Raw genomic sequence first — 19938 nt, 5'->3', positions numbered from 1 at the left:
TCATCAGGGTTTCCACAGGTCCTCGCCCAGCTTGCCGTCTTCCGTGCCAGACGCCGGGTCGGACCGAATGCGCGCGACATGACACCATGGTGAGCCGTGACAGGTACCGAACCGCGCCCCACTGCTGCGCGCCCGTCGTCGACCGGAATGCCCGTGGTGACGATGATCGGCGGCGGTCAGCTCGCCCGAATGACTCATCAGTCCGCGATCGAGCTCGGACAGACTCTTCGCGTCCTCGCCGCGGGGGCCGACGAGCCGGCAGCTCAGGTCAGCCCCGACGTCGTCTTCGGGCACCACGACGATCTCGATGCGCTGCGCACGGCCGCGACCGGTTCCAATGCGCTCACCTTCGATCACGAGCAGGTGCCCACCGAGCACCTCGAGACTCTCGTGGCAGAAGGCGTCAACGTACAACCGCCGCCGAGCGCGTTGATTTTTGCCCAGGACAAACTTCGGATGCGTCGCAAGCTCGCCGAACTCGGAGCGCCCGGCCCCGCCTACGCCGAGGTTTCGTGGGCGCAGGACGCGATCGCGTTCGGAGACGAGCACGGGTGGCCGGTGGTACTCAAGGCCGTTCGCGGCGGCTACGACGGGCGCGGAGTGTGGATGCCCGCCGACGCCGAGGAAGCCGAGGCGATCGTCACGGCCCAACTCGACCTGGGTGTACCGCTCATGGTGGAGGAGAAGGTCGCCATGCGCCGCGAGCTGTCGGCCATGGTTGCACGGTCGCCGTTCGGCCAGGGAGCTGCATGGCCCGTCGTGCAGACGGTGCAGCGCAACGGCCAATGCGCCGTCGTGCTGGCACCGGCCCCCGACCTCGACGAGGACGTGGCCACGTTCGCAGGCAGGCTGGCCCTCGACATCGCAGGTGCGCTCGGTGTGGTCGGCGACCTCGCGGTCGAACTGTTCGAGACCACCTCGGGCAAGCTTCTGGTGAACGAACTCGCCATGCGACCCCACAACTCCGGTCACTGGACCATGGACGGGTGTCGCACCTCGCAGTTCGAGCAGCACCTACGCGCGGTACTCGACTACCCGCTCGGTGACACCGATCCACTCGCTCCGCTGACGGTGATGGCCAACATTCTGGGCGCGCCCGAGGCCCCCGAGATGACGATGGACGAGCGGCTGCATCACCTGTTCGCCCGCATGCCCGATGCGAAAGTGCATCTGTACGGCAAGAGCGAGCGCAAGGATCGCAAGATCGGCCACGTGAACATCCTGGGCGCGCAGTCGGGTTCGCTCGCCGACCCCGCCTACGTGGCCTCGGTGCGCGAGCGAGCCGAACGCGCGGCGCACTGGATGTCGCACGCCGAATGGACCGACGGATGGGACCCGCACGATGACTGACAACTCCACTATCGCTCCGGCCGGGCCTGCGTCCGAGGGTCGTTCCGCAGGCTCCACTCCTGCCCCCGATGGTCGTTCCGCAGGCTCCACTCCTGCCCCCGATGGTCGTTCCGCAGGCTCCACTCCTGCCCCCGATGGTCGTTCCGCAGGCTCCACTCCTGCCCCCGATGGTCGTTCCGCAGGCTCCACTCCTGCCCCCGATGGTCGTTCCGCAGGCTCCACTCCTGCCGTCGGCCTGATCATGGGCAGCGACTCCGACTGGCCGACCATGGAAGCCGCGGCAGAAGCGCTCGCGGAGTTCGGAATTCGGTTCGAGGTCGGCGTGGTGTCGGCGCACCGCACCCCGCAGCGCATGCTCGACTACGCCCGCGAGGCCGCAGGCCGCGGGATTCGGGTGATCATCGCCGGGGCCGGGGGAGCGGCCCACCTGCCCGGCATGGTCGCATCGGCGACGCCGCTGCCGGTCATCGGCGTTCCGGTGCCCCTGAAGTACCTCGACGGTATGGACTCACTGCTCTCGATCGTCCAGATGCCTGCCGGTGTTCCCGTGGCCACGGTCTCCATCGGTGGTGCACGCAACGCCGGGCTGCTCGCGGTCCGGATTCTCGGTGCGTCCGATCCGGCTCTGCAAGAACGGATGTCTGCGTTCCAGGCCTCTCTCGAGGCCATGGTGCTGGAGAAGGACAAAGCGCTGCGCACCACTCTGCTCGGGTGAACGCAGCCGTGTCTCGGAGCGAGCAGATCAGACGCGCGGGTCGCGGTAGTCGGCAGTCCATGTTCGTGACGCGGTCGGCGTTGCTCTATGCCCGGCTCTGGCGCGGCACGGCGCGCTTCGACGACGAGTTCTCCCTGTTCGTGTGCACCGGGCTGCGCGGTGGGTTCGGCCGCGGCGGAACGACATTCGGCGGTGCCTATCTGACGAAGGGCAACACCGCCCGTCGGGTACTGCGGCACGAGGCCGTACATGCGGACCAATGGGCGAACTTCGGGCTCACCTTCCCGTTCCGCTACCTCGCCGAAGAAGCGCGACATCGGGGCCCGGCGAACAAGTACGAGATAGAGGCCGGACTCGCCGACGGTGGCTACCGTCAGCCCGGCTGAGCAGTAGTAGCGGTGACCTTCTCGGTCTCGGCGCGCCGCTGCGACTTCGCCTCGTCCGCATTGGCCACCTGAACCAGTGACGCACCCACGACGAGAACCGAGAGCAGACCGTCGACCAGCTCGTCGGCCGTCGTCCAGGACGCGCTGGACATGACTCGGTCCGAGGCCGACCACGACCGCGCGTCGGCTCTCTCACGAGCGGCAGCGAGTACCTCGTCCACCGAACGCCCGTCCAGCGCCGCGCCTCCGCTCCCGGAACCCGCGACCCTGAACTGATCGCCGTGCACCCGCACCGACGTTGCGTAATCGGTCATACCGATCGGCAGATCGGGGACTGCCTTGCCGAATGCGTCGAGCGAGAACGCCAGCACCTCGTCTGCGTCGGGAGACTCATCGAGCCGATCACCCGACACCATCGCCACGTCCGCGGAGTCGTCGGCCCCGACGACCACCTCGCCGCCTGCCCACCAGATTCCCAGCAGCGCCGCAGCCGTCTGCCAATGCGCGGGTAACAGCACACTCACCCTGCCACCCACCTCGAAGCCGAACTCGTCGCGCAACAGGTTGGCGGTCTTGGCCGCCCAGTTCGCGAGGGTCACCGCCGACACCTCGACCCGCTCACCGGTCGCATCGTCGTAGAACGTCACGCGCGGACCGGCCGGATCGGCGGCGAGAATCGGGTCGAGCAGGGTCTGAGTCAGATTCGAAGCCACCCCACGACCCTAGATGACGCTCGCCGACACCGATTCACACGCTGTGAGCGGTACCGATCAGTTGACGCACATCGGACCGGTGGAGCCGGCGTCGATCGGAGCGGCCGGTGCCTCGGGAATCGCCGTACCCGATTCGGGAGCAATGGTTTCCGCAGTCGCGGCCTGACCCGAGCCGGGCCCCGCGTAGTCGTTCGCGAGTACCACGCGCACAGTGTCCGCCGACAGCGAGTCGTCGGCGGTGATCTGTAGTCCGCCGAGCGCTGCCGAGACGGCGCGCGCGGCGTCACTGTCCACATCGGCAGCCTGGATGCGGCTTGCCGAGATCGACGTGCCCTCGTAGTTGCCGATGGTGCCGTCGACATATCCCAATGCGGTCAGCGAACCGGCGACACCGTTGGCGAGTCCGTCGATCCCGCTGTCGTTCGCGACATCCACCGTCACCGTCGACGGATCGACAACCGGTGCGTCCGAATCCTCGGCGTTGGTCTCTGCCGAATTGCCGTCGCCGAGCAGTCCTTCGACGTACTTCTTCACCGCAGCCGGATCGACCTGCACGATCGATTCGCCGAACTCGGTCGTCGCATTGATGTCGACTGCCGGGATCGTCTCGAACTTGACCTTGCCGCCGGCGAGATCCTGCAGGCGAGTGGCGAACTGCAGAATGTCCCAATCGGAATCGAGCGTCACCGATCGCTGCACAGCAGTGCTGAGTTGGCCCAGTTTTCCGGGGTTGCTCAGCGTCTGGGCACTGAGCACACTCCGCACGAGCGAGGCCATGAACACCTGCTGGCGCACGATGCGGTCCAGATCTCCGCGGGGAAGATCGTGCCGCTGACGGACGAAACTCAGAGCCTGCGAACCGGCGAGCTTCTGCACGCCCGCCGGGAAGTTCGCACCCGACAGTGGTTCCTGCACAGCGTTGTTCAGGCACACCTCGACACCGCCGACGGCATCGGTCAGCAGCACGAAACCGAGCAGCCCCACCTCGGCATAGTGATCGACGGTGATACCGGTGAGGTTGGCGACGGAGTCGATCAGGGCCTCGCGCCCGGCTTCGGTGGCCTGGGATTCGGCATCGGCGTCGGTGACACCCTGCTCCACCAATTCGAGCCGCTTGTTCTCCTTGGTCGCGCCGTACGCAGCGTTGATCTTCGACATTCCGATGCCGGGTACCTCGACGTACGAGTCTCGCGGGATGGAAATCGCGGTGGCCGACGAACCGTCGTTCGGGACGCGGATCAGCACGATCGTGTCGGTGTTGGACGCCACCTCTTCGCCGGCATTGAGGGACGCCAGTTCCGCTGGGGACAACGCGTTGCCGTGGGCATCGGTACGACTGTCGGTGCCGACCATCAGAATGTCGACGGCACCGTCGGCGGCTCCGCCGAGACCGAGACCACCCGCGGTGGCGATGTTGGAGCGCAGGCTGTCGACACTGCGCCATGCGAAACCGGTCACCAGCAGGACGAGGATCGAGAGCACGGCGACCGCGACGTGGGTCGCCGGCCACCGGGTACCGGCGGCGCGAGGCGACCTGCCGCCGGATTCGGGTTGCTCGACGCCGCCGCGTTGGTTGCGCCGATCCGGCCGGCGCGGTCTGTCCGCACCTTCGCTGCGAGTTCTCTGCCTGCGTTCTCCGCGGAGTTCGTCGTCGCCGTATCGGTGGGCAGCGCCCCCTCGGTCGCTGGGGCGGCCCGTGGTGCGCGCTCGGGGACCGTCGGGTCGCCGGGGAGCGCTCCGCCTCGGCGGGGGAGTGCGCTCACCTCCGGGCGTGCCTGGATCTCGTGGCACCGTGACGACCCTCTCTCGTTTCCGGCCGGCCTGAAACACCCGCCTACTTCGTTGTTCTCCCCCCGCCGTTCGAAGGTTACTTGTCGCCGGTCGCTGCCTCGCCGAAGCGAACGCGGCGTGCCACACTTGGCAACCGTGAATGCGATCGTGGTGACCGGTGCACACGGCCAGTTGGGCCGCCGAGTGATGTCTCTGGCCTCCGAACGAGGTGACGGTGTCGAGGTGTCCGGATATTCCTCCGCCGACCTGGACATCACCGACCCCGACGCCGTGGCTGCCGCGGTGAGCGCGGGGGCAACGGTGATCAACTGTGCTGCGTACACCGCCGTCGATGCCGCCGAGACCGACGAGGCCAGGGCGTCCGCGGTCAACGCGGACGGCCCTCGAAATCTCGCGCGCGCCTGCGGGCGTGTCGGAGCCCGGCTGATCCACGTCTCCACCGATTATGTGTTCGACGGCACAGCAACCGAACCGTACGAGGTCGATGCCGAGACCGCGCCGCAGTCGGCGTACGGACGCACCAAGCTCGCCGGCGAGCTCGCTGTGCACGAGGAGCTGCCCGAGGCCGTGATCGTGCGGACCGCATGGGTGTACGACAACACGGGCAAGAATTTCGTGACCACGATGCGCCGACTCGAAGGTGAGCGCGAGACGCTCTCTGTGGTGAACGACCAGATCGGCTCGCCCACGTTCGCCCTCGATCTGGCGGCGGGCCTGCTCGAGATCGAAGCCGACCCTGCTGTGGGCGCACGAACGCTGCACTACACCAATGCGGGGCAGGCCAGCTGGTTCGACCTCGCACGCGCGGTGTTCGCGGGGATCGGAGCCGATCCCGAGCGAGTGCACCCGTGCTCGAGTGCCGAGTACGTGGTTCCGGCACCTCGCCCGGCGTACTCGGTGCTCTCACCGACCGCGTGGGTCGAGGCCGGTTTGACGCCGGCGCGGCCGTGGTCGGACGCGTTGACAGCAGCCTTGGCGCAGTCGACATGAGGGTTCGACGCGAGATCGGGCTAGTCTTGCCCGCGTGAGTTCCGAGCTGGCCGTGGTGACGGTGACCTATTCACCCGGCGAATACCTTGACCAGTTCCTGACGTCTCTACGTGAGGCGACGACGCGTCCCCTTCGGGTGATCATGGCGGACAACGGCTCGGTCGACGGTACGCCCGAGGCAGCCGAGGTCGCGTTCGAGGAGGCGGAGTTGCTGCGAACCGGCGCGAACATCGGCTACGGCGCAGCAGTCAATCGCGCGGTGGCCGAGATCGACCCCGACATCGAGTTCGTCGTCGTGGCCAATCCCGACGTGCGGTGGCATCCCGGATCGCTCGACGGCCTGCTCGACGCTGCGGCGCGGTGGCCACGGGCGGGTGCCCTCGGACCGCTCATTCGCGAGCCCGACGGCTCGCGGTACCCATCGGCACGGTCGGTGCCCGATCTCACGTCCGGTGCGGGCCACGCGGTGTTGGGCAAGCTCTGGCCGACGAACCCGTGGACTCGGCGGTATCGCCAGGAGAACGAGACGGTCAGCGAGCGGCCGGTGGGGTGGCTGTCGGGATCCTGCCTGTTGCTGCGGCGTTCGGCGTTCGACTCGATCGGTGGATTCGACTCGCGCTACTTCATGTACATGGAGGACGTGGATCTCGGCGACCGGCTCGGCAGAGCGGGCTGGCACAACGTCTACGTTCCCGACGTCGAGGTGACCCACTCGAAAGGCCATGCGGCAGGACGGCATCCGGAAGTGATGTTGCCCGCACATCACACCAGCGCGTACCGATTCCAGGCCGATCGGCACGACCGGACGTGGCAGGCTCCCTTACGATGGGCACTGCGCGGCGGTCTCGGTCTTCGCTCGAAGATCGTTGTGGCCTCGGCGCTTCGGGCGCGTGCAGTTGACGGACGAGAATCGGACGAGAGAACAGAGGCTGGACATGTCGGATAGTTCCACATCGGTCGCCGCACGTACCGACGCAGTCATCTTGGTGGGCGGCAAGGGAACTCGGCTCCGGCCGCTGACGCTCTCGGCACCCAAGCCGATGCTTCCCACCGCAGGGCTGCCGTTTCTCACGCACCTGCTGGCGCGCATCAAGGCTGCGGGTATCGAGCACGTGGTTCTCGGTACTTCGTTCAAAGCCGAAGTGTTCGAGCAGCATTTCGGGGACGGATCCTCGCTCGGTATCGAACTCGAGTACGTCTTCGAGACCGAGCCGATGGGCACCGGCGGAGGCATCAGAAACGTGTTGCCGCGTCTGCGCGCCGAGAACGTCATGGTCTTCAACGGTGACGTCCTGGGCGGCACCGATCTGACAGCTGTCCTCGATACGCATCGAACCACCGAGGCCGATGTCACGTTGCACCTGGTTCGCGTCGGTGACCCGCGCGCGTTCGGTTGCGTGCCGACGGACGAATCCGGCCGAGTGACAGCGTTTCTCGAAAAGACTCAGGATCCGCCGACCGATCAGATCAATGCGGGCTGCTACGTCTTCAAGCGCGAGATCATCGAGTCCATTCCATCCGATCGCCCGGTGTCGGTGGAGCGAGAGGTGTTCCCCGCCTTGCTCGCCGAGGACAAGAAGGTCTACGGGCACGTCGACAGTGCGTACTGGCGAGACATGGGAACACCGGAGGATTTCGTCAAGGGCTCGGCCGATCTGGTTCGCGGCATCGCGCCGTCGCCCGCACTGCACGGTGATCGCGGCGAATCGTTGGTCCACCCGGGTGCAGGCGTGGCACCGGGTGCCCTGCTGATCGGTGGAACCGTCGTCGGACGCGGTGCCGAGATCGGGGCGGGTGCCCGCCTCGACGGTGCCGTCGTGTTCGACGGTGCGATCGTCGAAGCAGGGGCCGTCGTCGAGCGATCCATTCTCGGCTTCGGTGCCCGTATCGGACCCCGTGCACTGGTGCGCGACGCAGTCATCGGCGACGGTGCCGACATCGGGGCTCGCTGCGAGTTGCTCCGCGGCGCGCGCGTGTGGCCCGGGGTCAAATTGCCCGACGGTGGAGTGCGTTTCTCGACCGACGTCTGACGTCACGACGCCGCTGGGGGCGATCGATCAGCGAAGCGCGGCAAGCGCGACGAGGTGATCGATCGTCTCGCGCTCGGCGTCGTCGGGCAGGGCATCGACCGGCCACCAGCGCAGATCGGTCGATTCCTCGCTGCGCACTGCTCGCGCGCCGTCCGGAGCCCGCACCAGAAACCTCAGGTCGAGGTGCCGCGTCGGCTTTCCTAGCGAGCAGGTGATCGGGTGCGTGTGTGCGGAGAGCAGAATCGGATCGACCGTCAGCTCGGCGATCCCGGATTCTTCGGTGGCCTCCCGCAGCGCCGCGTCGACAACCGTGTCGTCCGTCGGTTCGCAGTGGCCGCCGAGTTGAATCCACCGACCGACCTTCGGGTGAAGCGTCAGCAGCACATGGGTTCCCGACGTGTCGAGTACCAACGAGGATGCGGTGAAGTGGCCGGCCTCGTTGGCGCGCAGGCAGGCGTTCGGGTTGCTGTCGAGAAACGCCAGCATGGTGTGCCGAAGCGATTCCTCGCCCGCATCCGACGGTGCCCACCGGTCGAGTGTCGTTGCAGCCGAGTGCCACAGTTTCGAATGAGGCAGTGTCGAATGAGGCAGTGGCGACTCCGACACGACTCAGAGCTCCAGTAGCGAGGACCCGGGAACCACCGGATCCCTGACGGTCAGCGTTTCGCTCGGGTGCCCGATTGCGATGGCTCCCATCGCTTTCCAGTCTGCGCGCAGGCCGAGTTCGGCGCGCACGGTATCGGCGGCGAAGATCGTCGAACCGATCCAGCAGCTGCCCAGTTCGCGCACCGCGAGGGCGACGAGAAGCCCCTGAACGGCCGCACCGACCGCGACGGTGAACATCGTGTCCTCCGCGGTTCGACGCCTCTCGTCGGGGTACGAGTGCGCGCCGTCGGGCACGCAGAACGGGATCACGATCTCGGGGGCGTCGAACAAGATGTCGCCGCGGCCGAGTCTGGCGGCGATCCGCTCCTCGCTCAGCCCGTCGCCGGCCAGATCGGCTCGCCATTGCTCTCGCATCGTCTCGAGTAGCCGGCGTCGGAGCGCAGGGGTCCTGACCCAGACGAACCGAACCGGACGGGTGTGGTGCGGGGCCGGGGCGGTGAGTGCATCGGCAACGGCACCGCGAACGGCGTCCGGATCGACCGGTTCGTCGGTGAACGAGCGCACCGACCGTCGACGCAGCAGCGCCTCGCGTCGACCACGATCGAGTGCCTCGGCGGTACCGAGCCAGAACAGGTCGTCCTCACCGCCGCGCAGCAGCGTCGCGGCGGTGGAACCGTCGTCGACGGGAGTCAGTCCACGTACGATGGCGATCGGAACCCCGCCGAGCTTCCCCTTCACCAGATCGCCCGCGGCAGCGAGCTCGTCGGCGATCGCGACCTCGGTGACGACGAGCTCGTTTCCCTGACCGTCCTCGGCTCCGGCGTACGCATGTACGACGCCCAGGCCGGCGGCACCGATGGCGGCGTCGGTCTGGCCGATCCGCCATGCCCGACCCATGGTGTCGGTGACGACCACGGCGACCGTCACCCCCAGCAGCGCGCCGAGTGCAGTGCGGAGCGCTGCGGCACTGGCGTCGGGGTTCTCGGGCAGCAGTGCCAGTTCGCCGCCGTCGACGTTGGAGCCGTCGATTCCCGACGCGGCCTGCACGATGCCGAGTCGATTCTCGGTGATGAGGGTTCGGCCCTTGCGTGCGACGATGCGCACGGCCTCCTGCTCCACCAGGACTCTGCGGGCGGCATCTCGCTCGTCCGCATCACGGGGTGCCTGCACCAGACGGCCCTCGACCTTGGAGAGGATCTTGCTGGTGACGATCAGGATGTCGCCGTCACGTAGCCACGGCGCTCGGTCCGCCACGGTCGCAGCCAGATCGTCGCCCGGCCGGAACTCGGGGAGCCCGGTCACCGGCAGAATTTCGATCGCCCCGCCGGGAGCGTGATCACCCGGTGCAGTGTGTGCGGCGTGGGAGTCGGTCACAGGTCGAGTCCCGCTGCTCGCAGAGCGGTGCGGGCCATGACCGCTGTGGTCTCGGGGTCGGTCATCAGCAACGGAACCGACTGCACGTCCACCCCGTCGACGACCGCCGTATCGGTGGTGTGCACCAGCCATGCGTCGAGAATGCCGGTACCGCTTCGGCTTCCGTAGTGACGGCCCACCGCCTGCGCCGTGGTCTCGACTCCGATGACGGACAGGCACTCGTCGGCCATGCCGCGCAACGGCTTACCGTCCACGACGGGGGAGAGCCCGACCACCTTGGCAGCCGTCGTGCGAAGCGCCCCGCGGATACCCGGCACCGCGAGGATCGCGCCGACGCTCACCACCGGATTGGACGGCGCGAGAACGACGGCGTCGGCCTCGGTGATCGCCTCGACGACTCCCGGTGCCGGAGTTGCCTGTTCGGCCCCGATGTTGGCGAAACTGTGGGTCGGAATCTGTGCGCGGTACCGAACCCACCACTCCTGGAAGTGAATTGCGCGCTGCTGCTCCCCGCTCGGGTCCTCGGGATCGGTGACGACGACGTGGGTCTCGGAGCGATCGTCGGTGACGGGCAGGAGCCGGACTCCGGGTTGCCAACGGTTGCACAGGGCTTCGGTCACGGCCGACAGCGGATAGCCGGTGCGCAACATACGACTGCGGATCAGGTGCGTGGCGATGTCGCGGTCGCCGAGTCCGAACCAGTCGGGATCGGCACCGTAGGCTGCCAATTCGTCCCGCGCGTTCCAGGTCTCCGCGATGCGACCCCAGCCGCGATCGGTGTCGATTCCTCCGCCGAGGGTGTACATGCACGTGTCGAGATCCGGGCAGATGCGCAGTCCGTGCATCCACACGTCGTCGCCGACGTTGACCACGGCGGTGATCTCGTGCTCGGGGTTGTCGCCGAACAAAGATTTGAGACCCTGAAGGAACCGAGCGCCACCGACGCCACCGACCAGAACAGTAACTTTCACAACACGCGAGCCTAGTGGGGTTGCGGTGGTGCGTGGTGAGCGCCCACCCGGTGCCGCACCCGTGCGAGAGGACGGTGAGCAGGTGCCATAACCGCCGCGACACGCACGGGACGGGCTCCGATCCGGGGAGAGCGCCGATTTCGGGCATGTGATGGTATTGGATTTGCTCGATCGGCTTGACCGCGACACACCTGGACGTGTCTAATCACAGGTATGTCATTCAGTGTTCGCAGCACGAGTTCGATTGCAGCGAACCTGGTTTCGAACACTCGTTCCCTTTCTGTTCGTCCCTGACTGGACGTCGAGTAGAGGTCGAGAGTCGGACCGACACGTTGGACCAGCTCGATCGAATATCGGCGCGGGGCAAGGTATTCGAGAACACGAGGACCGAAAGTATCTGCGCTACCACAGGTGAGGAGGCGGAAGCGATGTATGACCAGCACGTGACACGTGATCAGCGGGGCGGACCCACTGCACATCTCAGCGCTGTCGACGACGCGCCGCAAACCGAGTCCGGCATCGGCGCAGATTCGAGCGTCTCGATCGACGCGGGTTCTGCGTACGTCGAACCGACGGACGAGACCGACGTCGACGTCATCGACACCGACGTCGAACTCGACTCGGATTCCGACGCCGACTCGATGCCGTTCGTCGCCGAGTCGGTTCCACCGGCCAAGCCGTTCCTCAGTCTCGTCGCGGGTTTCGACGAGATGTTCGAGGAGATCGAGGACCAGTGGCAGGAGCGCGCTCTGTGCGCGCAGACCGACCCCGAGGCCTTCTTCCCGGAAAAGGGTGGTTCCACCCGCGAGGCGAAGCGCATCTGCCTCGGCTGTGAGGTCAAGGACGAGTGCCTCGAGTACGCGCTCGCCAACGACGAGCGGTTCGGCATCTGGGGTGGGCTGTCCGAGCGGGAACGTCGCAGGCTCAAGCGCGGAATCGGCTGAGTAATTCGGTTCCGTCTCCGGGCGGATCGATCATTCCCCGGCCGGGTCTATCTCGTCGGGGTCGATGCCGAGATACGTGGCCACTTGCTCGACCAGAACCTCGAACAACAGATCTTCCAAATCCTCCGGGTGCTTGGCCCGCCGTTCCAGCGGTCGCCGGAACAGCACCACCCTGGCGCGTGTCGTCTCGCCGCGCTTGTCGATGCCGGCGGGTACCAATCGCGAGAGCGGCACCGGACCTTCAGCCACCACCTCGGGCGGCCACGTCACCGATTCCGGATCCAACGCCCTGATCTTGGGTACCTCGTCCACGGCGATGTCGAGCTTCGAGAGCTTCTCGTGCCATCGATGATCGATCCGCGCGAAAGCCTCGAGCACCAGCCGGTCGAACTTCTCCGCTCGTGACCGCCTGGCCGGGATGTCCTCGGGCAGAACCGGTCCGCGAACGCCGCGGCCGTGCCGAGCCACGGATCGAGAGGTGATCCTGCGCGCGGAAGAGAATCGAGGCATAGGGGGAGGTTATCGCGCTCGTCCGGTGTGTCGGTCGTTCGGTCGGTTGCACCCACCGGATACTCTGCACTCGTGAGATCACTGCGTGGCTGCTGCAGGCCTGGTTGCAACCGTTCTGCCGTTGCGACGCTCACATACGTCTACTCCGATTCCACCGCGGTCGTCGGGCCGCTGGCCACAGTCGACGAGCCGCATTCCTGGGATCTGTGCGAGGTGCACGCGTCGACCACCACCGCTCCCAAGGGCTGGGAACTGGTGCGGTACGAAGGCGGCTACTCGACGTCGAGCCCCGACGAGGACGATCTGACGGCCCTCGCGGAAGCCGTACGCGAAGCGGGCCGCGGCGATCGCGTCCGCTCCGAGGATCGCGAGAGCTCCGACCGCTCGATCTCTCGGCCGTCCGACACCGAACGCCGATCCGCTCCGGCCGTCCGAACCGGCAGGCGCGGGCACCTTCGAGTTCTTCCCGACCCCACGTCCTGAGCCGTCCGAGCGCACCGAGTGTGGTGTGCATCGGTCCGACTGGCCGGTCCGTCTGCCGTCTGGCAAGGTTCCGTGAGCAGGACCGAAACGGACCGCGACGGTCCGCCGATACTTGGTGTGGATCGCACCGCTACCGACGCTCGATTTCCGACGCCGATGTGCGGCGTCGTCGACAACGATCACCAGGAGAATCTTCGTGGCCCGAACCGCAGAGTCCGTGAACGCCGTCATCAAGGCCTACGACGTCCGTGGCGTCGTAGGTGAGCAGATCGACGAGGCGTTCGTGCGTGACGTCGGTGCATCGTTCGCACGATTGGTTCGTGACGAGGCCGGGGCCGCGCGCTCGGTCGTCATCGGTCACGACATGCGTGATTCCTCGCCGGCACTGTCGCGGGCATTCGCCGACGGCGTCACCGCTCAGGGCCTCGACGTGGTGCACATCGGGCTGGCGTCGACCGATCAGCTCTACTTCGCCTCCGGCATGCTCGAATGCCCGGGAGCGATGTTCACCGCCAGTCACAATCCGGCGAAGTACAACGGGATCAAGCTCTGCCGCGCCGGTGCCAAGCCGGTGGGCCAGGACACCGGCCTGGCCACGGTCAAGGCCGAATTGGTGGACGGGGTGCCGGAGTTCGACGGCCCCGCCGGGACCGTGGCGTCTCGTGACGTGCTGGCCGAGTACGCCCAGTTCCTGCGCGACCTGGTCGATCTGTCGGGTATTCGCTCCATGAAGATCGCGGTGGATGCAGGCAACGGCATGGGCGGACACACCGTGCCCGCCGTGTTCGCGCCGCTGCGGGTGACGATCGAACCGTTGTTCTTCGAACTCGACGGCAGCTTCCCCAATCACGAGGCCAATCCACTCGACCCGGCGAACCTGGTGGACCTGCAGCGATTCGTCGTCGAGACCGGTTCCGAGATCGGCCTTGCCTTCGACGGCGACGCCGATCGGTGCTTCGTCGTCGACGAGAAGGGCGACCCGGTGTCACCATCGGCGGTGACCTGCCTGGTGGCCGAACGCGAACTGGCCAAGGAGCCGGGCGCGGTCGTCATCCACAATCTGATCACCTCCCGCGCCGTGCCGGAGCTGGTCGAGAAGCTCGGTGGCACCCCGGTCCGCACCCGAGTGGGGCACTCGTTCATCAAGCAGGAGATGGCCGACACCGGAGCCATATTCGGCGGAGAGCACTCAGCGCACTACTACTTCCGTGACTTCTGGGGTGCAGACTCCGGCATGCTCGCCGCGCTGCACGTTCTCGCTGCCTTCGGGGCACAGGATCGCCCGTTGTCGGAAATGATGGCCACCTACGAGACCTACAGTGCATCGGGCGAGATCAACTCGACCGTCGACGACGGCGCCGAACGCACCGAGGCGGTACTGGCGGCGTTCGCGGATCGGACTTCGGGTATCGACCGACTCGACGGTGTGACGGTCGATCTCGCCGACGGTGCCTGGTTCAACCTGCGGGCCTCGAATACCGAACCGCTGCTCCGGCTCAACGTCGAAGCACGCACCGCAGCGGATGTCGACGCGCTTTCGACAGAGATATTGAGCATCGTTCGCGCCGGACTGGAATAGTGGTTACCAAGGGTTCATGAGTGGGTATGCAGACGTTTCGAGCGGGTGAGGTAAGGGGAGGTGTCGCAGCCATGACGGCAGTGTCGTCTCTGGTCGATCTCGACGATTCGGATGCTCTCATCGCAGCCGATCGTGAGGGCTCCCTGCGTAGCGCAGCGCTGGCGGGCGCGCAGGTTCGTGCCGTTGCGACCGCGGTCGACGAATCGGTTCTGGCCCGGTTGGCCGATCTGCGTCCCCGGAGCGTGGTGATCGTCACCGGCGACGGACGGAGCAGCCGGGCAGCGTCACTGCTCGTCGCCGCGCTCGGTGATCGCCTCGGGGTCCCTCTCGTACGAAGCACCGGAACTCCGCCGTGGATCGGCCCACTCGACGTGGTGGTGGTGGCAGGCGACGACGCCGGGGATCCACGACTGGCCGAGTCGGTCGACGCGGCAGCCCGGCGCGGTGCCGAAGTCGTGGTGGTCGCTCCCGAGGAGGGGCCTCTGCGTGCCGTCCGGGGAGCCAGAGTCATGTGGCTGCCGCCGCGAATCGCAGTCCGTGACCACAATGCTCTGATGCGCTACCTCGCGGCGTTCGTGGCCGTACTGGGGGCGGTTGCCGGCGGATCGTGGAAGACGTTGCTGCCCAATTTGTCTCGTCTTGCAGACCTGCTCGACGCAGAGGCGGTACGAAACAGTCCGTCCAACGAGATGTTCCACAATCCGGCCAAGGCCCTCGCCAGTGGGTTGAACGGTCGGCGGGTGGTGCTGACCGGGGGCAGTCCCGCTGCGGTCGAGGTCGCTCGGCACGGCAGCGAGGTGCTGCTGCGCGTTGCGGGTGTCGTCGTCGGTGCGGGGGAGCTGGGCGACGTCATTGCTGCATCCATCCGGGCGTCCGTCGTCGAATCATCCGGCACACCACAGACATTCGACTCGTTCTTTCACGACGAGCAGCTCGACGGACCACCGCCGGTGCTGCCGATGCGCGTCGTCGTGGTGGCCTCGGAGGCTGATCGCGCGATGACCGAACGACGAATCGCCGGTGTTCCGGAATCGGAGTTGTTGCTCGCCGATTCGAGTGAGCCGCTGTTCGGCGGCGATCGCGTGAGATCCGAATTCGACAACCCCGCACCGGTGCCGGATCCGGATAGACTCTCGGTGCTCGACACGATGTCCGTGTTGGCGACGCGGTTGGACACCACTGCCGCGTATCTGCTGTTGATGGGCGGTAGCTAGTGCAGCTCTTGCGAGGCGCGGTGCGGTCCTACGCATGGGGTTCGCGAACGGCGCTGGCTCGGATTCAAGGCCGCCAGGTGCCGTCCGATCATCCCGAGGCAGAGATTTGGCTCGGCGCTCACCCGGCCGACTCCGCGCACGTCGTGCACGAGGGCGGCAGCACACCACTGCTCACGCTGATCGACGGCGACCCGGGCACGCACCTGGGCGGCTCTGCACAGCACTTCGAGTCGCGCCTGCCGTATCTGCTGAAACTGCTTGCCGCAGAAGAGCCGTTGTCGCTGCAGGCGCATCCCAGCAGTGCTCAGGCCCGGGAAGGCTTTGCACGCGAGAACGCCGCGGGTGTCCCCATCGACTCTCCGGTACGCAACTACCGGGATCCGAACCACAAGCCCGAGCTGATCGTCGCGCTCACCGAGTTCGAGGCGTTGGCGGGCTTCCGGCGGCCCGCCGACACCGTCGAACTGCTCGACGCGTTGGCCGTCCCCGCCCTGGGTGGGTATCGAACCCTGCTGGCCGCCCAGCCGGACGCTTCCGGGCTGCGCACCGTGTTCACCTCGTGGATCACGCTGCCCGGGCAGGCATTGGACGACATCTTGCCTGCCGTCGCCCAGGGATGCATCGACTATCTCTCCGGTCCCGCACGCACGGACGGTGGACGATTCGCCGCCGAGGCCAGAACTCTGCTCGAGCTCGGGGAGTCGTATCCCGGTGACGCCGGAGTGCTCGCGGCGCTGCTGCTCAATCGGGTGACACTGACTCCCGGCCAGGGTCTGTACCTCGACGCTGGGAACCTGCACGCGTATCTGCGCGGTACCGGCGTGGAGATCATGGCGAACTCCGACAACGTGCTGCGCGGCGGACTGACTCCCAAACACGTCGACGTTCCGGAACTGTTGCGTGTGTTGGATTTCGAGCCTGCCGACATCTCGCCCATCACCCCGGGTGTCGACGATCGACCGACCTACCTCTATCCGACGCCTGCACCCGAATTCGCACTGAGCCGGACTGCGGTTGCGGCGGGGGAGACGGTCGCCGTTCCCGGCTCCGGCCCGAGAATTCTGTTGTGCACCAGTGGCACCGTCGTGGCCGGTACGAAAGGCGGACAGGTCGAGCTGACGGTGCCGCAGGGCAGCTCTGCCTGGATACCCGCTGCAGACGAATCCGTCACCGTGACCGCCGATTCGAGCGAGGCCGAGGTGTTCGTGGCCTCCGTCGGACGCGTGTAGATCGGGCAATTCGGGCATCGTTGCGCCGCTTGCGGTTTCGAACTGCGTAATTGTGCGAACGGTCCGTCCGGAGGCAATAGTCTGATGCCACAGTGAATCGAAGTGACGGATGTGTTCGGTGATCCGTCGGTAGATGTGAAGTGGCGATACGGAGACCCGATGACCAGAGCAGACCGGCCCGCGAAGACCCCACGCACGACGGGTTGGTTCCGGACCAAATCGATCGAGCAGTCGATCCAGGACACCGACGAGCCGGACACGAAACTTCGGAAGGAACTCGGATCCTGGGATCTGACCGTGTTCGGCGTCGCCGTGGCCGTCGGTGCAGGCATCTTCACCCTGACCGCGCGGACCGCCGGAAACGTTGCGGGGCCGGCAGTGTCGTTGGCCTTCGTGCTCGCGGCGATCGCCTGTGGCCTCGCGGCGCTGTGTTATGCGGAGTTCGCGTCCACCGTGCCCGTGGCAGGAAGCGCGTACACGTTCTCGTACGCGGCGTTCGGTGAGTTCATCGCCTGGATCATCGGATGGGATCTCATCCTCGAGTTCGGCCTCGCAGCCGCCGTGGTGGCGAAGGCGTGGTCGCTCTATCTGGGCGATCTGCTCGGTACGGCCGCCCCGGTGCTCGAGATCGGCTCACTGAACTTCGATTGGGGTGCACTGCTGATCGTGGTGGTGCTGACGGTGCTCATCGCGTCGGGAACCAAATTGTCCTCACGGGTGTCGTTGGTCATCACCGCCATCAAGGTGATCGTCGTTCTGTTCGTCGTCGTGCTCGGAGCCTTCTACATCAAGGTCGCCAACTACGACCCCTACATTCCGCCGTCGGAACCGGGCTCGACGGGCGAGGGGCTGCATCAGTCTCTGCTCTCGTTCGTCACTGGTGCGGGAGGCAGCACGTTCGGTTGGTACGGACTGCTGGCCGCGGCGTCTCTGGTGTTCTTCGCTTTCATCGGATTCGACGTGGTGGCAACGACCGCCGAAGAGACCAAGGAACCGCAGAAGGCGCTCCCACGCGGAATCCTCGGATCGCTCGCGATCGTCACCGTGCTGTACGTGGCCGTCACGCTGGTTCTGACCGGGATGGTCAAGTACACCGATCTGGCCGGTGACAGTTCCACGCTGGCGACGGCATTCGAGCTGAACGGGTTGACCTGGGCCAAGAACATCATCTCGTTCGGCGCACTCGCCGGTCTGACGACCGTGGTGATGGTGTTGATGCTCGGGCAGACCCGGGTGCTCTTCGCGATGTCGCGAGACGGGCTGGTGCCGCGGGCATTGGCGCGCACCGGAAAGAAGGGCACGCCGGTTCGGACGACGATTCTCGTCGGTGTCATCGTCGGCCTGCTCGCAGCTTTCGTTCCGCTCGGCACGCTCGAGGAAATGGTGAACATCGGTACGCTGTTCGCGTTCGTGCTGGTCTCGGCCGGGGTTCTCGTACTGCGCAGAACTCGCCCCGACCTCCAGCGTGGTTTCCGCGTTCCGTGGGTTCCGCTGGTGCCGATTCTCGCGGTCCTCGCGTGCCTGTGGTTGATGCTGAACCTGTCGGTCGAAACATGGCTGCGTTTCCTGGTCTGGATGGCCGCCGGTGTCGTCATCTACGTCGTGTACAGCAGACGGCACTCGGTGACGGGAATGCGGGAAGCCGAGAAAGTTCGTGTCGAAAAGTCGGAGCACTGACCCGGCACCGACGACGCGTAAGCGCCGAGTTACGTCCTGAGCAGGGACTTCCGGCTGACTTTAGATAGCGTCACATCAAACCGCTGGAATGTTATACCCTCGAAAACAGACTTGGAGGACTCAAAACGTTCGATGAGAGGGTGTTGCAACAGTGAGTGTGGACGGCCGAATTCCTTCGATGGAGGGTTCGGGTGTCGCTTTCGGGGGGCGGGATTCGAAGGCCAGTGAACGGTCGGTTCGCTGGCAGGACAACAAACGTTATCTGTGGATGCTGGGGCTGTTGGCCCCGGCATCGGCGCTACTGCCGTCGCAGTTGGTCTACTGGACGGGCATGCCGCTGTTCTGGTGGAGCGGCGTGCTGGTGTTTTTCGTGATCATTCCGGTGATCGATCTGATCGCAGGCGAGGACGGGCACAACCCGGATGCCTCGGCCAGCGAAAAGCTGCAGAACGATCGGTACTACCGGTGGTGCACATACCTCTTCCTGCCCGTTCAGTTCGTCGGACTCTTCGTCGCATGCTGGATGTGGGCGTACGGCGAGCTGAACGTGGTGGACAAGATCGGCCTCGCGGTGACGGTGGGCCTGGTGGCAGGCACCGGTATCAATGCCGCTCACGAACTGGGCCATCGCATCGAGCAGCACGAGCGGTGGTTGGCCAAGATCGCCCTGTCCCAGACGCTGTACGGGCACTTCTTCGTCGAACACAATCGCGGACACCACGTCCGAGTGGCGACGCCCGACGACCCCGCGAGCGCACGACTCGGCGAGAGCGTGTGGACCTTCGTGCCGCGCAGTACCGTCTTGGGACTCGCCTCCGCCTGGAAGCTCGAGGCGCAGCGACTTCGCCGCAAGGGCCGCTCGGTCGCGAGCCCGACCAATGCCCTGCTGCACACGTGGCTGCTCAGTGTCGTGCTGTTCGGCGCGCTGCTGATCGTGTTCGGCTGGTCCATCGCGCCGTACCTGCTGTTGCAGGCCATAGTCGGATTCGTCCTGCTCGAGATGGTGAACTACGTGGAGCACTACGCCCTGCTCCGCGAAACGAACGATCGAGGCAGATACGTTCGGTGCTCGCCCCGCCACAGCTGGAACAGCGACAGGATCTGCACCAATATCTTTCTGTACCACCTGCAGCGACACAGCGACCACCACGCCAATCCGGGCAAGCGCTATCAGACCCTGCTCTCCTGCGACGAGGCTCCGCAGTTGCCCGCCGGCTATGCATCGATGGTGATGCTCGCCGCAATTCCGCCGCTGTGGCGTCGGGTGATGGATCCGCGGGTATCGGCGCATTACCAGGGAGATATCACCCGCGCGAACATCCTGCCCCGCAAAAGGGCGCGAATTTTGGCGCGAGCCGGACGAAACGGATAGAGCG

19 protein-coding genes are annotated in these 19938 nt (G+C 66.2%); 13 read left to right on the top strand and 6 right to left on the bottom strand.

Features of this window, described 5'->3' with window-relative positions; genetic code table 11:
- Window positions 1-96 precede the first annotated feature (96 nt).
- From AYK61_RS07150 to AYK61_RS07135, 3 genes are all read left to right on the top strand, one after another.
- On the top strand, window positions 97-1350 hold the full coding sequence (locus AYK61_RS07150) for a 5-(carboxyamino)imidazole ribonucleotide synthase (protein WP_121870301.1): 1254 nt from the start codon (window positions 97-99) through the stop codon (window positions 1348-1350).
- A gap of 241 nt (window positions 1351-1591) precedes the next feature.
- Window positions 1592-2065: a 5-(carboxyamino)imidazole ribonucleotide mutase gene (gene purE, locus AYK61_RS07140; protein ID WP_057477451.1), complete on the top strand. Its 474-nt coding sequence runs from the start codon at window positions 1592-1594 to the stop codon at window positions 2063-2065.
- A 59-nt stretch (window positions 2066-2124) separates the two neighbouring features.
- Window positions 2125-2451, top strand: coding sequence for a hypothetical protein (locus AYK61_RS07135; RefSeq protein ID WP_121870300.1), 327 nt, complete (start codon window positions 2125-2127; stop codon window positions 2449-2451).
- Here AYK61_RS07135 and AYK61_RS07130 read toward each other — a convergent pair.
- Window positions 2439-3164 carry a TIGR03089 family protein gene (locus AYK61_RS07130; RefSeq protein WP_121870299.1) on the bottom strand — a complete coding sequence of 242 codons (726 nt, stop codon included), beginning with the start codon at window positions 3162-3164 and terminating at the stop codon, window positions 2439-2441. The genes AYK61_RS07135 and AYK61_RS07130 overlap by 13 nt on opposite strands.
- A 57-nt stretch (window positions 3165-3221) precedes the next feature.
- Window positions 3222-4646 (bottom strand): LCP family protein, encoded by a 1425-nt coding sequence (locus AYK61_RS07125; RefSeq protein WP_121872535.1) that lies wholly within the window; start codon window positions 4644-4646, stop codon window positions 3222-3224.
- A 444-nt stretch (window positions 4647-5090) separates the two neighbouring features.
- Here AYK61_RS07125 and rfbD point away from each other — a divergent pair, with 444 nt between their 5' ends.
- The 3 genes from rfbD to AYK61_RS07110 are packed head-to-tail and all read left to right on the top strand — an operon-like array spanning window position 5091 to window position 7975.
- On the top strand, window positions 5091-5945 hold the full coding sequence (rfbD, locus tag AYK61_RS07120) for a dTDP-4-dehydrorhamnose reductase (RefSeq protein WP_121870298.1): 855 nt from the start codon (window positions 5091-5093) through the stop codon (window positions 5943-5945).
- Window positions 5946-5979: 34 nt separating this feature from the next.
- Window positions 5980-6891, top strand: coding sequence for a glycosyltransferase family 2 protein (locus tag AYK61_RS07115; RefSeq protein ID WP_121870297.1), 912 nt, complete (start codon window positions 5980-5982; stop codon window positions 6889-6891).
- Window positions 6881-7975, top strand: a complete 1095-nt coding sequence (locus tag AYK61_RS07110) for a sugar phosphate nucleotidyltransferase (protein ID WP_121870296.1) — start codon at window positions 6881-6883, stop codon at window positions 7973-7975. Before AYK61_RS07115 ends, AYK61_RS07110 begins: the two co-directional genes overlap by 11 nt.
- Before the next feature lie 27 nt (window positions 7976-8002).
- On the opposite strand, the gene AYK61_RS07105 is transcribed toward AYK61_RS07110, so the two are convergent.
- The 3 genes from AYK61_RS07105 to cofD all read right to left on the bottom strand — a co-directional run bounded on the left by AYK61_RS07105 (window position 8003) and on the right by cofD (window position 10926).
- Window positions 8003-8461, bottom strand: coding sequence for an NUDIX hydrolase (locus tag AYK61_RS07105; RefSeq protein ID WP_121872534.1), 459 nt, complete (start codon window positions 8459-8461; stop codon window positions 8003-8005).
- Between the two features lie 123 nt (window positions 8462-8584).
- Complete coding sequence (locus AYK61_RS07100; protein ID WP_121870295.1) at window positions 8585-9955, bottom strand: coenzyme F420-0:L-glutamate ligase; 1371 nt, start codon at window positions 9953-9955, stop codon at window positions 8585-8587.
- Window positions 9952-10926 (bottom strand): 2-phospho-L-lactate transferase, encoded by a 975-nt coding sequence (gene cofD, locus AYK61_RS07095; RefSeq protein WP_121870294.1) that lies wholly within the window; start codon window positions 10924-10926, stop codon window positions 9952-9954. Before cofD ends, AYK61_RS07100 begins: the two co-directional genes overlap by 4 nt.
- A 710-nt stretch (window positions 10927-11636) precedes the next feature.
- Here cofD and AYK61_RS07090 point away from each other — a divergent pair.
- Entirely contained in the window at window positions 11637-11870 is a 234-nt protein-coding gene (locus AYK61_RS07090; RefSeq protein WP_027496498.1) for a WhiB family transcriptional regulator, read from the top strand.
- A gap of 30 nt (window positions 11871-11900) precedes the next feature.
- On the opposite strand, the gene AYK61_RS07085 is transcribed toward AYK61_RS07090, so the two are convergent.
- Window positions 11901-12380 carry a metallopeptidase family protein gene (locus AYK61_RS07085; protein WP_121870293.1) on the bottom strand — a complete coding sequence of 160 codons (480 nt, stop codon included), beginning with the start codon at window positions 12378-12380 and terminating at the stop codon, window positions 11901-11903.
- A 72-nt stretch (window positions 12381-12452) separates the two neighbouring features.
- Between AYK61_RS07085 and AYK61_RS07080 the strand changes: the two genes are divergently transcribed.
- The 6 genes from AYK61_RS07080 (at window position 12453) to AYK61_RS07055 (ending at window position 19934) form a co-directional block, all read left to right on the top strand.
- Entirely contained in the window at window positions 12453-12863 is a 411-nt protein-coding gene (locus tag AYK61_RS07080; RefSeq protein WP_183130194.1) for a DUF3499 domain-containing protein, read from the top strand.
- A 196-nt stretch (window positions 12864-13059) separates the two neighbouring features.
- Complete coding sequence (locus tag AYK61_RS07075; RefSeq protein WP_121872532.1) at window positions 13060-14442, top strand: phosphomannomutase/phosphoglucomutase; 1383 nt, start codon at window positions 13060-13062, stop codon at window positions 14440-14442.
- A 71-nt stretch (window positions 14443-14513) separates the two neighbouring features.
- A complete protein-coding gene (locus tag AYK61_RS07070) occupies window positions 14514-15656 on the top strand; it encodes a tobH protein (RefSeq protein ID WP_121870292.1) in 1143 nt (380 codons plus the stop codon).
- Window positions 15656-16885 carry a mannose-6-phosphate isomerase, class I gene (gene manA, locus AYK61_RS07065; RefSeq protein ID WP_121870291.1) on the top strand — a complete coding sequence of 410 codons (1230 nt, stop codon included), beginning with the start codon at window positions 15656-15658 and terminating at the stop codon, window positions 16883-16885. The genes AYK61_RS07070 and manA overlap by 1 nt, the downstream gene beginning before the upstream one ends.
- 159 nt (window positions 16886-17044) lie before the next feature.
- Window positions 17045-18562, top strand: coding sequence for an amino acid permease (locus tag AYK61_RS07060; protein WP_121872531.1), 1518 nt, complete (start codon window positions 17045-17047; stop codon window positions 18560-18562).
- Window positions 18563-18830: 268 nt separating this feature from the next.
- Entirely contained in the window at window positions 18831-19934 is a 1104-nt protein-coding gene (locus tag AYK61_RS07055) for an alkane 1-monooxygenase (RefSeq protein ID WP_310886841.1), read from the top strand.
- Window positions 19935-19938: the final 4 nt, after the last annotated feature.

The sequence above is a fragment of the Rhodococcus sp. SBT000017 genome (assembly GCF_003688915.1).
Lineage (GTDB): Bacteria > Actinomycetota > Actinomycetes > Mycobacteriales > Mycobacteriaceae > Rhodococcoides.
Note: the sequence above shows the minus strand (reverse complement) of the source record. Positions and strands in the feature narration are given on the sequence as shown.

Bases quoted from the DNA above. Each gene is read 5' to 3' on its own strand.
- purE (WP_057477451.1), top strand. From the start codon at position 1,592: ATGGGCAGCGACTCCGACTGGCCGACCATGGAAGCCGCGGCAGAAGCG.
- AYK61_RS07135 (WP_121870300.1), top strand. From the start codon at position 2,125: ATGTTCGTGACGCGGTCGGCGTTGCTCTATGCCCGGCTCTGGCGCGGC.
- AYK61_RS07110 (WP_121870296.1), top strand. From the start codon at position 6,881: ATGTCGGATAGTTCCACATCGGTCGCCGCACGTACCGACGCAGTCATC.
- AYK61_RS07105 (WP_121872534.1), bottom strand. From the start codon at position 8,461: ATGCTGGCGTTTCTCGACAGCAACCCGAACGCCTGCCTGCGCGCCAAC.
- AYK61_RS07090 (WP_027496498.1), top strand. From the start codon at position 11,637: ATGTTCGAGGAGATCGAGGACCAGTGGCAGGAGCGCGCTCTGTGCGCG.
- AYK61_RS07085 (WP_121870293.1), bottom strand. From the start codon at position 12,380: ATGCCTCGATTCTCTTCCGCGCGCAGGATCACCTCTCGATCCGTGGCT.
- AYK61_RS07070 (WP_121870292.1), top strand. From the start codon at position 14,514: ATGACGGCAGTGTCGTCTCTGGTCGATCTCGACGATTCGGATGCTCTC.
- AYK61_RS07060 (WP_121872531.1), top strand. From the start codon at position 17,045: ATGACCAGAGCAGACCGGCCCGCGAAGACCCCACGCACGACGGGTTGG.
- AYK61_RS07055 (WP_310886841.1), top strand. From the start codon at position 18,831: ATGCTGGGGCTGTTGGCCCCGGCATCGGCGCTACTGCCGTCGCAGTTG.